The organism is Nocardioides psychrotolerans, assembly GCF_943371775.1.
Lineage (GTDB): Bacteria > Actinomycetota > Actinomycetes > Propionibacteriales > Nocardioidaceae > Nocardioides > Nocardioides psychrotolerans_A.
The window spans coordinates 1-12,509 of sequence record NZ_CALRWD010000107.1 but is presented as its reverse complement, the minus strand read 5'-3'; the positions used below and the strand labels follow the sequence as shown (position 1 = coordinate 12,509).

12 protein-coding genes and 1 pseudogene are annotated in these 12,509 nt (G+C 71.1%); 5 read left to right on the top strand and 8 right to left on the bottom strand.

The window, feature by feature from the left end:
- A pseudogene (locus tag AAG827_RS20755) lies at nucleotides 1-218 on the top strand (orotate phosphoribosyltransferase); the annotation flags it as partial.
- Here AAG827_RS20755 and AAG827_RS20750 read toward each other — a convergent pair.
- Nucleotides 215-931, bottom strand: a complete 717-nt coding sequence (locus AAG827_RS20750) for a VTT domain-containing protein (protein WP_341928110.1) — start codon at nucleotides 929-931, stop codon at nucleotides 215-217. The pseudogene AAG827_RS20755 and the gene AAG827_RS20750 sit on opposite strands and share 4 nt — an antisense overlap.
- A 77-nt stretch (nucleotides 932-1,008) precedes the next feature.
- On the opposite strand from AAG827_RS20750, the gene AAG827_RS20745 reads away from it, so the two are divergent.
- On the top strand, nucleotides 1,009-1,647 hold the full coding sequence (locus AAG827_RS20745; RefSeq protein WP_341928111.1) for a TrmH family RNA methyltransferase: 639 nt from the start codon (nucleotides 1,009-1,011) through the stop codon (nucleotides 1,645-1,647).
- Between the two features lie 17 nt (nucleotides 1,648-1,664).
- Here the strand turns inward: AAG827_RS20745 and AAG827_RS20740 are convergent, their stop codons facing one another.
- The 4 genes from AAG827_RS20740 to AAG827_RS20725 are packed head-to-tail and all read right to left on the bottom strand — an operon-like array spanning nucleotide 1,665 to nucleotide 5,686.
- A complete protein-coding gene (locus AAG827_RS20740; RefSeq protein ID WP_341928109.1) occupies nucleotides 1,665-2,156 on the bottom strand; it encodes a SigE family RNA polymerase sigma factor in 492 nt (163 codons plus the stop codon).
- The gene (locus tag AAG827_RS20735) at nucleotides 2,153-3,022 is read right to left on the bottom strand and encodes a hypothetical protein (RefSeq protein WP_341928108.1); all 870 of its coding nucleotides are present in this window, start codon (nucleotides 3,020-3,022) and stop codon (nucleotides 2,153-2,155) included. The genes AAG827_RS20740 and AAG827_RS20735 overlap by 4 nt, the downstream gene beginning before the upstream one ends.
- Nucleotides 3,019-3,528, bottom strand: a complete 510-nt coding sequence (locus AAG827_RS20730; RefSeq protein ID WP_341928107.1) for a DUF2867 domain-containing protein — start codon at nucleotides 3,526-3,528, stop codon at nucleotides 3,019-3,021. The genes AAG827_RS20735 and AAG827_RS20730 overlap by 4 nt, the downstream gene beginning before the upstream one ends.
- 19 nt (nucleotides 3,529-3,547) lie before the next feature.
- Nucleotides 3,548-5,686 carry a M14 family zinc carboxypeptidase gene (locus tag AAG827_RS20725; protein WP_341928106.1) on the bottom strand — a complete coding sequence of 713 codons (2,139 nt, stop codon included), beginning with the start codon at nucleotides 5,684-5,686 and terminating at the stop codon, nucleotides 3,548-3,550.
- Nucleotides 5,687-5,836: 150 nt separating this feature from the next.
- Between AAG827_RS20725 and fbaA the strand changes: the two genes are divergently transcribed.
- Nucleotides 5,837-6,868: a class II fructose-bisphosphate aldolase gene (gene fbaA / locus AAG827_RS20720; protein ID WP_341928105.1), complete on the top strand. Its 1,032-nt coding sequence runs from the start codon at nucleotides 5,837-5,839 to the stop codon at nucleotides 6,866-6,868.
- On the opposite strand, the gene AAG827_RS20715 is transcribed toward fbaA, so the two are convergent.
- Nucleotides 6,865-8,379, bottom strand: a complete 1,515-nt coding sequence (locus AAG827_RS20715) for a DHA2 family efflux MFS transporter permease subunit (RefSeq protein WP_341928104.1) — start codon at nucleotides 8,377-8,379, stop codon at nucleotides 6,865-6,867. The genes fbaA and AAG827_RS20715 overlap by 4 nt on opposite strands.
- 36 nt (nucleotides 8,380-8,415) lie before the next feature.
- Between AAG827_RS20715 and AAG827_RS20710 the strand changes: the two genes are divergently transcribed.
- Nucleotides 8,416-8,826: a DUF3151 domain-containing protein gene (locus AAG827_RS20710; protein ID WP_341928103.1), complete on the top strand. Its 411-nt coding sequence runs from the start codon at nucleotides 8,416-8,418 to the stop codon at nucleotides 8,824-8,826.
- A 27-nt stretch (nucleotides 8,827-8,853) separates the two neighbouring features.
- Here AAG827_RS20710 and lysS read toward each other — a convergent pair whose 3' ends face one another.
- Both lysS and AAG827_RS20700 read right to left on the bottom strand, forming a co-directional pair.
- The gene (lysS, locus tag AAG827_RS20705; protein WP_341928102.1) at nucleotides 8,854-10,533 is read right to left on the bottom strand and encodes a lysine--tRNA ligase; all 1,680 of its coding nucleotides are present in this window, start codon (nucleotides 10,531-10,533) and stop codon (nucleotides 8,854-8,856) included.
- 34 nt (nucleotides 10,534-10,567) lie between these two features.
- Nucleotides 10,568-11,479 (bottom strand): diacylglycerol kinase family protein, encoded by a 912-nt coding sequence (locus tag AAG827_RS20700; protein WP_341928101.1) that lies wholly within the window; start codon nucleotides 11,477-11,479, stop codon nucleotides 10,568-10,570.
- Between the two features lie 146 nt (nucleotides 11,480-11,625).
- Between AAG827_RS20700 and AAG827_RS20695 the strand changes: the two genes are divergently transcribed.
- A partial coding sequence (locus tag AAG827_RS20695) for an adenylosuccinate synthase (protein WP_341928100.1) occupies nucleotides 11,626-12,509 on the top strand: 884 nt, incomplete at its 3' end.

The following is a 12,509-nucleotide window of genomic DNA, read 5'->3' as shown; positions in this document are numbered from 1 at the left end:
GCCGCGTCACGATCATCGAGGACGTGATCACCACCGGCGGTGCGGTGCGCGACGCGACCAGGGCGCTGCGCGAGGCCGGGGCGGTCGTCGAGGTCGTCGTGTGCGCGATCGACCGCAGCCCGGCGGGGGAGAACCCGCTGGCCGACGTCGGCCTCGAGGTCCGCGCCGTGCTCACCAAGGCCGACCTGGACGCCGCCCGGGGCCAGGCCGCGCGCTAGGCCTTCTCGGCGCCGCTCTCGTCGGCGTCGGCGTGGTTGAGCTCGCGGCGGTGCTTGATGCCTTCGTAGGCCAGCGGTGCGACGGTGAAGACGAGGATCGCGATCATGGCGTAGTCGATGTTGTCGCCGATCGCGGGGAAGGTGCGCCCCAGGAAGTAGCCCAGCATCGTGATGCTGAAGACCCACAGGACGGCACCGACGGCGCTCCACTGGAAGAAGCGACGACGCTCCATCTGGGTCACGCCGGCCACGACGGTGATGTAGGTGCGCACGAACGGCACGAAGCGTCCGATGACCAGGGCCTTGTTGCCGTGCTTGTCGAAGAACGCCGAGGTGCTGTCGAAGTACTTCTTCTTCAGGATGCGGCCGTCGCGGTGGTAGAGCGGTGGGCCGATCCTGCGCCCGATCTCGTAACCCACGACGTTGCCGACGAACGCCGCGAGCGACATGAGCACCAGCGCGATCAGGAGCTCGATGATCGGCGTGCCGATGCCGAGGACCTCGATCTGCTGGCCGGCGATGAAGAGCCCCAGCGCGAAGAGCAACGTGTCACCGGGCAGGAACGGGAAGAAGAGCCCGCACTCGACGAAGATGATCGCCAGGCTGATCCAGATCAGGCTGCCCCCGAAGCTCTCGAGCAACCACTCGGGCTCCATCCACTTGATGCCGAGCAGCAGGGGATGGAGGTCGGGCAGCACGGCCAGGAGGCTCACGCGAGAACGGTACCTGCCGTAGGGTCGCCGCCGTGCCTGAGTTCATCCCTGACGACCGGCGCGCACCCTACGACCCGATGCCGCACGGACCGGCCGAGGTCGGCGTGGGGCCGTGGGTGGGGCCGTGGCCCGAGGGAGAGCAGTACGACGAGCAGCTGCTGGCCGAGGGTGACCGGCGCAACGTGGTCGACCGCTACCGCTACTGGAGCATGGCGGCGATCGTCGCGGACCTCGACCTGCGCCGCCACGACTTCCACGTGGCGATCGAGAACTGGCAGCACGACTTCAACATCGGCACCATCGTCCGCTCCGCCAACGCCTTCCTCGCCGCGGAGGTCCACATCGTCGGCAACCGCCGGTGGAACAAGCGCGGGGCCATGGTGACCGACCGCTACCAGCACGTGCGTCACCACGAGACCGCCGCCGACCTGTCCGCCTACCTGCGGGAGCACGACGTACGGCTGCTGGGCATCGACAACCTGCCCGGCAGCGAGCACCTCGAGACGATGACGGTGCCGCGGCGGGTCTGCTTCCTCTTCGGCCAGGAGGGACCCGGTCTCTCCGAGGGAGCCCGCGAGGCCTGCGACGGCACCTTCTCCATCGCCCAGTTCGGCTCGACCCGGTCGATCAACGCCTCGGCCGCGGCCGCGATCGCGATGCACGCCTGGGTGCGCACCCACGCCGACCTGTCCGCCGACGACACCTGGCGCGGCTGACGCGGTCGGTGCCCGACTCAGTGCTGGGCCAGCACCTGCTGGAGCCGCTCGACGCCGCGGCTGGAGTGGCTCTTGACCGTGCCCTCGGCGATCCGGAGCTCGGCGGCCGTCTCGGCCACCGACAGCCCCAGCCAGTGCCGCAGCACCACCACCTTGCGCTGCATCTCCGGGAGCGCCTGGAGCGCGTCGAAGAGCGCCGAGCGCTCCTCGGGCGGCAGCCCGGTGCGGGCGGCGCGGTCGTGGCCCTCGAGGCCGACCTGCTCCCGGTTGCGCCACGGCCGGCGGCGATCGTCGATGTCGGCGCGCACGATGATCTGGCGCGTGTAGGCCTCCTCGCGCCCGTCGCGGTGCAGCCGCGGCCACGCGACGTAGAGCTTGGTGAGCGCGGTCTGGAGCAGGTCGTCGGCGCGGTTCCAGTCGCCGCACACGGCGTAGGCGATCCGCCGCAGGTGGACCTGGCGGGCGGCGACGAAGTCGGTGAACTCCGCGTCCCGAGACGAGGTGCTCATCGCAGGCCCTCTCCGCCGGCGTACTGCATGCGGGCGTAGGAGAGGAGCTCCTCGAAGGTCGCCCCCACCACGTCGATCGGCGGGGTGTAGATGACGTCGAGCTGGCCCTCGACGATCCGCCAGACGACGAAGTAGCCCTGGCCGTCCTCGGCCGCGGTGACGAGCGCGGCGCCGGTCGGCTCGCCTGGTGCGGCGAAGGTGGGGCCGAGCTGCGGGTCGTCGGTGCGCTGGAGGATCTCGCTGCCCGGGCTCGCCACGACGTCACCCGAGCCGGTCAGCACCAGGGTGTCGGGCCAGCCGTTGTTGCCGCCGGTGGTCTGGTCGGTCTGGTCGGCGACGTAGTCCGCGAAGCTCGCCCAGCCGTTGCTGGGCGTCGACTCCGAGTAGCCGAACTCGACCTTGCTGCTCGGGCCGGCCGGCCGCCGGAGCGTGGCGATGACCCACGACCGCCGGCCCTCGAAGGTGACGTCCAGGGCCGCGGAGGCCTGCGGCGCCTCGTAGGCGTAGGGATTGTCGATGCGCTCGTGCACCACCGCGCCGGGGCGGACCTCCAGCTCCCCGTCGCGGTAGCGCACCACGGTCATCTCGTCGGTCCACGGGGCGCTGGCGGGCTCCGCCGGGGCACTGGTGTCGGCCGTCGGCGTGGGCGTCGGGTCGGCCGCGATGTCGGGGGACGTGTCCGGCGACGTGCCGCCGGTCACGGAGAGGACCACGGTCAGCGCGACGGCTCCCGCCGCAGCACCGACCACGCCGGTCACGCCACGGCGGCGGCGCAGCGCGCTGCGCCCGGCAGCCAGGTGGTCGTCGACCGGCCGCGGCACGGGGCCGTCGCCGAAGCTGCGCTCGAGCTCGTCGGTGAGGTTCATACCTGGTCTACGGGCCAGGTCCCCGATCGGTTGTCACGGGCGAGGTCGCGCAGCAGCCGTCGGTGGGTGAGCTCCAGGACCGCCTCGCGAGCCGGGAGGTCGGCGAGCAGGTAGGCGGCCCCCAGCAGCCCGGTCGGGTCGAGGCGCACGGTCTGGCGGACCAGGCACCCCTCGACGTCGGGCAGCACGTCCGTGACCAGGGCGACGGTGCCGGGGGCACGCACGTCGGCGACCAGCAGGAGGTGCCGCTGCTCGACGTCGGCCTCCTCGACCCGCCAGAAGCCGGCCCGGTCCCCGGTCGCGAGCAGGTCGTCGCCGGGAGGCGGCCACGCCCGGCCGGCGCCGCCGACGAGCCGGTCGAGCCCGCCGCGTACGACGAACGGTGCGGCGTCGACGTACCACTGCGGGCCGGCGCGGCCCGACGCGACGACTGCCCATGCCTGCGGGGCAGGCATGGGCAGCCGTGACTCACGCGTGGTGGTCCTGAGGGTGCTCCGTCGGCGCATGCCCCGAGGCTACGTCGGGTCAGGCGCGGCGGCGGCACTCCCCGAGGTCGACCTGCTTGACCTGGCCGCGACCGATGAAGACCCGCATGCTCTGCAGGACCTTGCCGTTCACCTCGCAGGTCAGGCGGTAGCTCTCGCGCTTGCCCTTGGTCGTGACGACCTGGGCGTCGAAGAACGACTCGGTCAGCGTGTAGGACGGGGCGGCCGACGCGTAGTTGATGACGCGCAGGACGTAGGTGCCGGCGGCCGGGTTGGGCAGCTCGACCATCTCCTTCTCGCCCGGGAGTCCGCCCGACGTGCCGACCTCCACCAGCGTGCCGCCGGTCTTGCGGAAGACCGTCAGGTCGAGGTCGTCCGGCGTGGGCCAGTCGAGCTCGGTGCGCCACAGGTCGACGCCCTGCGGGACGGTGAAGGTCGTGTCGGTGGAGCCGTTGGGCGCGGGGGTGCTCTCCTCGATCACCGTCACCTTCGTGGGCTCGCCGGACGTCTTCTGGAAGGTGCGCGGCTGGACGACGGGACGCGTCGAGGGGTTGACGATCATCGAGAAGGCCCCGGCCCTGCCGACCCGGACGGGGGTGTCGATGCGGTCGCGGAAGGACGACTCCCAGGTCGGGGTCTGGAAGGTCTTGGAGAGGCGGATGACCGCGCCCTTCGGCGCCTTGCCCTTGATGACACCGCTGAACCGGGTGTCGACGGCGTGCTCGAGGGCGACCAGGTAGGCCTCGCGGTTGCCCTTGCCGGCGTACTTTCCGGCGCCGACGTACTCGTCGACGACCTCGGGGAACGGCGGGTGGAACTCGTTGGCGCCGATCTCGAAGGTGTAGCCGAAGCCGCCGGTCGCGTTGTAGGACCAGTCCTCGGTCGTGCCGGTCGTGTCGTAGAGCTGCCAGCCGTGGATGTTGGCGTAGCCGTTGGCCGCCGTCATCTTGGCGCCGAGCTGCTTGAGCGCCTTCTCGTCCGGGGCGTCGCCGACCGGCAGGCCGTCGAAGCCGATGGTGCTCGGGTTGACGCCGTTGGGGCGCAGCACCAGGTTGGAGAAGGTGTGGTTGGAGATGAGCATCGTGACCTGGCGGCTGGAGACCAGGTCCTGGATGTTCTTGGTCTCGGGCTCCGAGAAGGGACCGGCGCCGCGGTAGGTCGGGTCGGCCAGGCCGGTCTCGACCTCCTGGGCGTCGGGCAGGGTCTCCGCGGCGCCCGGGCCGCCCCAGAAGCCGCCGTAGTTGCGGTTGAGGTCGACGCCGAGCCCGAAGCCACCGTTGCTGTTGAGCGTCAGCATGCAGGTGCCGTCGGGGGTGTCCTGGCCGTCGACGACGCGGCAGTTCTTGCGCTTGTAGGTCTGGCCGGGGGTGGCGAGCACGGAGGTGGTGCCACCCAGGGGGTCGCTCTCGTTGAGCGCGCGCAGGTCGACGAACTCGCCGTCGGTGCGGGAGAGGTCGAAGCCGTCGACGTTGACGACCGGCACCACGACGACGCGTCCCCGGTCGAGCAGCGAGGTGATGCGCGGGTTCTTGCCGTAGCCCTTCGCCAGGTCGACGGCGAACTCCATCGCCAGCTCGCCCGAGGGCCACTCGCGGGCGTGGTGGACGCCCATCAGGACGAACGTCGGCTGGCCGCTGAGCGGCTTGCGGACGTCGCGTCCGATCTCGACGCCGTAGACGGTGCGACCGTCGAGGCTGGGGCGCTTGAGGGCGAACTTCTTGACCACGCCCGGGTGCTGCTTGGCCAGCGCCGTCATGTCGGCGTTGTAGTCGTCGAGGGTGCGGTAGTCGGTGTTGCCCGACGGCAGCTTCGACCGCCCCACACGAGCGGCGTAGGCCTCGTTGATCTCGGCGATCTCGACCCCGCGCTTCACCAGGTCGGCGATGCGCACGTCGTAGGTGAAGCCGGCCGCGGTGAGCGCGGCGACGTCGGCCGGCGTGTGCAGCACGACCTCGACGTAGTCGTGACCGGCGTGCTCGGTGAGGTCGAGGCCGAGCTTCTGCAGGCGCGCCTTGTCACCACGGGTGGGGGTGTCGACCGTGACGAGCTGGGGCGCGAAGAGGTCGAGGACCGCGGCGGTGGGCGGCGTGGCCTGGGTGGGCTGGGCGAGCGTCGTCGCCCCCAGGGCGAGCGTCGCTGCTGCGGCGGCGAGGGCGGTGCGGGACCTGGTGCGGTTCATCGTCGTGCTCCCTGTGGGCGGACCGAGGCTGTGGGGGGAGTAACGCACCAGGCCGTCCCAGGTCACGCGTGATCCTCGCCTCAGGGCAGGCGCCGGGAGCCACTAGGGTGGCGTACGACGCCCATTGTCAGCCCGAGGAGCACACCCGAGATGCCCATCGCCACCCCCGAGTCCTACGCCCAGATGCTCGATGCAGCCAAGGCCGGCGCGTTCGCCTTCCCGGCCATCAACGTCTCGTCGTCGCAGACCCTCAACGCTGCGCTGAAGGGCTTCGCCGACGCGGGGTCCGACGGCATCATCCAGGTCTCCACCGGAGGGGCCGAATACTTCTCGGGTCCGTCGGTGAAGAGCATGGTCACCGGCTCGGTCGCCTTCGCCGCCTACGCCGCCGAGGTCGCCAAGAGCTACCCCGTGCAGATCGCGCTCCACACCGACCACTGCCCCAAGGACAAGCTCGACGGCTTCGTCCGGCCGCTGGTCGACATCTCGGCCGAGCGGGTCAAGCGCGGCGAGCTGCCGCTCTTCCAGTCGCACATGTGGGACGGCTCCGCCGTGCCGCTGGAGGAGAACCTGCAGATCGCGCGCGAGCTGCTCGAGAAGTGCGCTGCCGCCCACATCATCCTCGAGGTCGAGATCGGCGTCGTCGGCGGCGAGGAGGACGGGGTCGCCAACGAGATCAACGAGCAGCTCTACACGACCCCCGAGGACGCGCTGGCGACCATCGAGGCCCTCGGCAACGGCGAGAGCGGCCGCTACATGGCCGCGCTGACCTTCGGCAACGTGCACGGCGTCTACAAGCCCGGCAACGTCAAGCTGCGCCCCGAGATCCTCAAGCACGCCCAGGAGGCGGTCGTCGAGAAGCTCGGCCTGGCCGCCGGCTCCAAGCCCTTCGACCTCGTCTTCCACGGCGGCTCCGGCTCGAGCGCCGAGGAGATCGGTGCGGCCGTGGACTTCGGCGTCGTGAAGATGAACGTCGACACCGACACGCAGTACGCCTTCACCCGCCCGGTCGCGGACCACATGCTGAAGAACTACGACGGCGTGCTGAAGATCGACGGCGAGGTCGGCAACAAGAAGGTCTACGACCCCCGTGCGTGGGGCAAGGCCGCCGAGGCCGGCATGGCGGCCCGCGTCGGCGAGGCCTGCGAGAACCTCCGCTCGGCCGGCAAGTCGATCTCCTAGCGCGTCGGACCGCGCTCGAAGCCTGAGTGCTGGGGCCGCTCGAACAGCAACGATGCGAGCAGCCCCAGCACCAGCACGGCCGCCGGCAGCAGCATCGTCTGCGCCATGGCCTCGGCGAACGGCGCCTGCGCCTGGACCGGCAGCTGCGAGCCGCCCGCCTCCGGGCTGAACCCGCCCGACAGGCCCTGGGCGGCGAGGCGTGCGTCGATGAGCACCGCGATGCCGGCGGCGCCGAGCACCGCACCGACCTGACGGGTCGCGTTGTAGACCCCCGCGCCTGCTCCTGCCTGGTGGATCGGCAGGTTGCGGGTCGCCGTCGCAGAGTTGGGTGCCCACACCAGGGCGTTGCCGATGCCGAGGAGCGCCATCGGCAGCAGGATCTCCCACGTGGCCGAGTCGGGGGTCATGACCGCGGAGAGCCACAGCAGCGAGGCGATGATCGACGTGAAGCCGACGCCCGTGAGGTTGCGGGGGTGGACGGTGTCGGTGAGCCCTCCGACGAAGCGGGCCAGGCCGATCGTCATCAGCGCCATCGGGACCAGCAGCAGCGCGGCCCGGGTCGGGCTGATCCCCCGCACCAGCTGGGCATAGAGCATCAGCGGGATCGCCAGGCTGGTGATCGCGAAGCCCATCGTGGTGATCGCGACGTTGGCCAGGGAGAAGTTGCGGTCACGGAAGAGCCCGAGCGGCACCAGCGGCTCGCGGGTGTTGACGCGTTGCCACACGATGAAGCCGGCGAAGACCACCAGGCCCAGGATGATCATCCGCCAGACAGTCACCGGGCCGGTGATGGTGCCCCAGTCGTAGTGGTCGCCCTCCTGGATGCCGAACACCAGCAGGAACATGCCGGCGCCGCTCAGCGCGACCCCGAGCCAGTCGAAGCGGTGGGTGTTGGTCGGCAGCGTCGGCACCAGCCGCCAGGCCAGCGCGAAGGCGACCAGCCCGACCGGCACGTTGATGAAGAAGATCCACTCCCAGCCCAGGCTGTCGACGAGCACGCCGCCCAGGATCGGGCCGACCAGGGTCGCGACCCCGGCGGTCGCCCCCCAGAGCGCCATCGCCTTGCCGCGTCGCACGGCCGGGAAGATGCGGGTGATGATCGCCATCGTCTGCGGGGTGATCATCGCGGCCCCGAGCCCCTGCACCACGCGGGCCACGATCAGGCCCTCGATGCTGCCGGTCAGGCCGCACCACAGGCTCGCGAGGGTGAAGACCGTCAGGCCGGTGAGGTAGAGCCGCTTGGGGCCGAAGCGGTCGCCCAGCCGACCGGTGATCAGCACCGGGACGGCGTAGGCCAGGAGGTAGGCGCTGGTCACCCACACCACGCTGTTGACCTCGGTCTGGAAGTCCTCGATGATCGCCGGCGTCGCGACGCTGACGATGGTCGAGTCGACCAGGATCATGAAGAACCCGAGGCAGAGCGCGAGGAGCGCGGGCCAGGGGTCCTGCTCCTCGGTGGCTCCCTGTCCGGTGCTCGGGGCTGCCCCGGGAGTGGGTTGGGTCTGGGTCACCGTCCCAGTGAACACCCCACCTGGGACACTCGGAGCATGAGTCACATGGACCTGATGGCCGGCCCCCCTCCCACCCACCTCCCGGTCGACCCGGCGACGGCTGAGCTCGAGGGCTCCTCGCCCGCCGACGTCGTACGCCGGCACCCGGCGTCGCCCTCCGCCTGGGCCGCCCTGGCGACCGAGGCCCGCGACGGCGGGGCCGACGACGTGACCGTCTACGCCTACGCGCGCGTCGGCTACCACCGCTCGCTCGACAACCTGCGCCGCAACGGCTGGAAGGGCCACGGGCCGGTCCCGTGGGAGCACGCCCCCAACCGCGGCTTCCTCACCTGCCTCGCGCTGCTCGCCCTGTCGGCCCGCGCGATCGGCGAGACGCCCGAGTGGGAGCGCTGCTCGGAGTTCCTCCGTGACTCCAGCCCGGCGGCGTTCGACGCGCTCCTGGGGTGAGGTCGAGGCGTTACAACTTCTCGACGCTCAGCCCGCCGTAGCCCCGAGCAGCACGCGCACGCGCTCGGGCCCGAGGGCGACGAAGAGCGTGGGCAGGCGCGGACCGCGGTCGGCGTCGACGAGCAGGTTGTAGAGGAGCTTGAAGAAGCCCTTCTGGTCGGCCTTGACCTGGTCGGTCGGCGGGTCGTCGAGGCCCAGGCCGCGGGCGAGCTTGGGCACGCCGTAGATCAGCGTGGTCAGCTCGTCCAGCGCGAACTCGTCGGGCAGCCGGTCGAGGAGCTGGGCGAGCCAGAGCTGCTCGTCCTCGCTCAGCGTCAGCAGGCGCGCGGCATCAGGCGAGTCGCGGACCGTCGTGCGGTCCTCGGCGGGCACGAACTCCGAGGTCCAGGTCATCGCCTTGGACAGGCGCGGCTCGAGGTCGGCGACGGAGCCGTGCTCGTGGCCCACGCGCGACACGATCGAGGACACCAGGTCGGCGGAGCCGGCGGTGACGTCGGCGACCGACGACAGCAGCCGGAACGGCACGGAGACCGCTGAGGTCGGCAGCGCTCCCGCGGTCGTCGTGGCCGAGGCGCGCTCGAAGGCCAGCACCGCGACGTCGCGCTTGGCGGGGTCCGCGGCCTTCTTGGCGAGCGCGTCCCACTCGTCGTAGAGCCGCACGACCTCGGGCCCGAAGTCGATGTTGAAGACCTGCTTGGGCGCGCGGCGCACGTAGAGCCAGCGCAGCATCGGCGCCTCGAGGATCCGCAACGCGTCGGCCGCGGTCGGCACGCCGCCCTTGGACGACGACATCTTGGCCATGCCGGCGACGCCGACGAAGGAGTAGGCGACGAACGACGGTGCGCGGCCGCCGTAGACGGTCGAGACGAGCTCCTTGCCCACGGTGTACGACGACCCGGGCGTCGCGTGGTCGTCGCCTCCGGGCTCGAAGTCGACGCCCTCGAAGGCCCAGCGCATCGGCCAGTCGACCTTCCACACCAGCTTGCCCTCGTCCTGCGTGGCGACGTTGGTGACGCCGGTGAACGCGCACGAGTCGCAGGTGTAGGTCAGGTCGGTCGTGTCGTCGTCGTAGGCCGTGATCGTCACGGTGTCGCGGCCGCACTGGCGGCAGTAGGGGCGGTAGGGGAAGCGGGCGAGCGAGCCGCGGTCGGCCGCGGCGGACTCGTCCTCGTCCGCGGGCGACGCACCGGCCTTGGTGCGGTAGCGCGACATGACGGTCTCGATGTCGTCGCGCCGCGAGATCGCGGTGAGGATCTGCGAGCGGTAGGTGCCGGCGCCGTACATCTCGGTCTGCGACACCTCCTCCATCTCGCAGCCCATCTCGGCCAGCGCGGAGCGCAGCGGCGCCTTGTAGCGCTCGGCCCAGGAGGAGTACTCGCCCGACGGGTCGGGCACGGCCGACAGCGGGCGCCCGATGTGCTCGGCCCACGACGGGTCGACGCCGGCCGGCACCTTGCGGAAGCGGTCGTAGTCGTCCCAGCTGTGCAGGTGGCGCACCTCGATGCCACGCCGACGGATCTCCTCGACCACGAAGTGCACGGTGAGGAACTCGCGCAGGTTGCCCAGGTGGATCGGTCCCGACGGGCTGATGCCGGAGGCGCAGGTGATCCGCTTCGCGCCCTCGCCCGCGTGGCGGATGGCGTCGTCCGCCGCCCGCGTCACCCAGTCGGTCGGGTCGCCGTCACTCTGTCCTCTGCCTCGTGCCACAGGCGGCAACGCTACTAGGAAGTGGGGCGCCGGCTCACGGCAGCACCATCGAGTACGCCGCCGGCTCGATGTGCCAGGTCCGGTTGCGCTCGGGGCCGTAGATCTCGCCGTCGGCGCTGACCCAGAAGGCCTCGCCGCTCACGGAGACCTGACGGGCGCGCAGGGCCGTGACGTCGTCGGCCTCCTGGTGGTTGCCCAGGCCGAGGCGCGCGGCGTAGACGAGGCGCGCCAGCGGGCCTGTGGCATAGGAGATCATCACGTCGATCCGACCGTCACCGGGGTCGGCGTCGGGGGTGAGCTCGGTGCCGCCGCCGACGGAGGAGCCGTTGCCGAGGGCGACCATCAGCACGGGGGTGTCGAGGTCGGTGACGGTCTCGCCGTCGACCTCGACGTGCAGCCGGACCACCGGCGGGTTGAAGGCGGTGAGGGCGGCGCCGATCGGGTAGCCGAGCTTGCCGAGGTTGACCTTGCCGAAGCCCACCGAGTGCAGGCGGCCCTTCCAGCGCTGGCCGCGGCGGCTGGCGTTGGCGCCGGCCCCGACGTGGACGCTGTTGACCACGATCTCGCCGACCTCGTCGACGATCAGGTCCATGGGGTGCGGGGTGCCCGTGACCAGGACCCGCGCGGCCTCCTCGATGTCGAGGGGGATGCCGAGCCCGCGGGCCAGGTCGTTGCCCGTGCCCAGCGGCAGCAGGCCCACGGTCGCCTGGCGCAGCTCGTTGCGGCGGTAGAGCGCGGAGATGACGGCGTGCATGCTCCCGTCGCCACCGGCCACGACGATGCGGCGGGAGGCGGCGCGGTGCAGGACCCCGTCGAGCTCGCCGGGGTTGGAGGTGGCCTGGACCTCCACCGAGGTGTGCTCGCGGAGCACCGCGAGGGCCAGCTCCAGCGGCTCCTCGTCGGAGGTGCCGGCGTCGCTGTTGGTGATGACGAGGAGGGGATCCATGGTGCTCGGACCCTAGCCGACGGCCCGGCTCCCGGTGGAGGCTCCGGGCGGACGGATTGAGGGACCGGGCCTCCGCTTTGCTAACGTGTGGCCGCAAGAGCCCCGGCCGCTGTTGCCGGGGTTTTGTTGTTGTCAAAGGAGTGCAGATGCCCGCGATCGCCATCATCGGAGCCCAGTGGGGCGACGAAGGCAAGGGCAAGGCCACCGACCTGCTCGGTAGCCGTGTCGACTACGTCGTGAAGTTCAACGGCGGCAACAACGCCGGTCACACCGTGGTCATCGGCGACGAGAAGTACGCCCTGCACCTGCTGCCGAGCGGCATCCTCAGCCCCAACTGCACGCCGGTCATCGGCAACGGTGTCGTGGTCGACATCGAGGTGCTCTTCCAGGAGCTCGACGCCCTGATCGCCCGCGGCGTGGACGTCAGCCGCCTCCAGGTCAGCGCCAACGCCCACGTCATCGCCGACTACAACCGCAGCCTGGACAAGGTGACCGAGCGCTTCCTCGGCTCGCGCCGACTGGGCACGACGGGGCGCGGCATCGGACCGACGTACGCCGACAAGATGAACCGCATCGGCATCCGGATCCAGGACCTCTTCGACGCCAACATCCTGCGCCAGAAGGTCGAGGGCGCCCTCGAGCTCAAGGGGCAGGTCCTGGCCAAGATCTACAACCGCCGCGCGCCCGACGTCGACACGATCGTCGAGGAGCTGCTGTCCTACGCCGACCGCCTGCGTCCGATGGTCAGCGACACCGGGCTGCTGCTCAACCAGGCGCTCGACCGCGGCGAGACCGTCCTCCTCGAGGCGGGCCAGGCCACGCTGCTCGACGTCGACCACGGCACCTACCCCTTCGTCACCTCGTCGTCGGCGACCTCCGCGGGTGCCTGCACCGGCTCCGGCATCCCGCCGATGCGTCTCGACCAGGTCATCGGCATCGTCAAGGCCTACACGACCCGCGTCGGCGAGGGTCCCTTCCCGACCGAGCTCGACGACGACTTCGGCGAGCACCTGCGCAAGGTGGGAGCGGA

What these genes read in the sequence shown, in the direction of transcription:
- AAG827_RS20725 (WP_341928106.1), bottom strand. Translation starts at nt 5,686, where the DNA reads ATGAACCGCACCAGGTCCCGCACCGCCCTCGCCGCCGCAGCAGCGACG.
- AAG827_RS20745 (WP_341928111.1), top strand. Translation starts at nt 1,009, where the DNA reads ATGCCGCACGGACCGGCCGAGGTCGGCGTGGGGCCGTGGGTGGGGCCG.
- AAG827_RS20740 (WP_341928109.1), bottom strand. Translation starts at nt 2,156, where the DNA reads ATGAGCACCTCGTCTCGGGACGCGGAGTTCACCGACTTCGTCGCCGCC.
- AAG827_RS20710 (WP_341928103.1), top strand. Translation starts at nt 8,416, where the DNA reads ATGAGTCACATGGACCTGATGGCCGGCCCCCCTCCCACCCACCTCCCG.
- AAG827_RS20700 (WP_341928101.1), bottom strand. Translation starts at nt 11,479, where the DNA reads ATGGATCCCCTCCTCGTCATCACCAACAGCGACGCCGGCACCTCCGAC.
- fbaA (WP_341928105.1), top strand. Translation starts at nt 5,837, where the DNA reads ATGCCCATCGCCACCCCCGAGTCCTACGCCCAGATGCTCGATGCAGCC.
- AAG827_RS20730 (WP_341928107.1), bottom strand. Translation starts at nt 3,528, where the DNA reads ATGCGCCGACGGAGCACCCTCAGGACCACCACGCGTGAGTCACGGCTG.
- AAG827_RS20735 (WP_341928108.1), bottom strand. Translation starts at nt 3,022, where the DNA reads ATGAACCTCACCGACGAGCTCGAGCGCAGCTTCGGCGACGGCCCCGTG.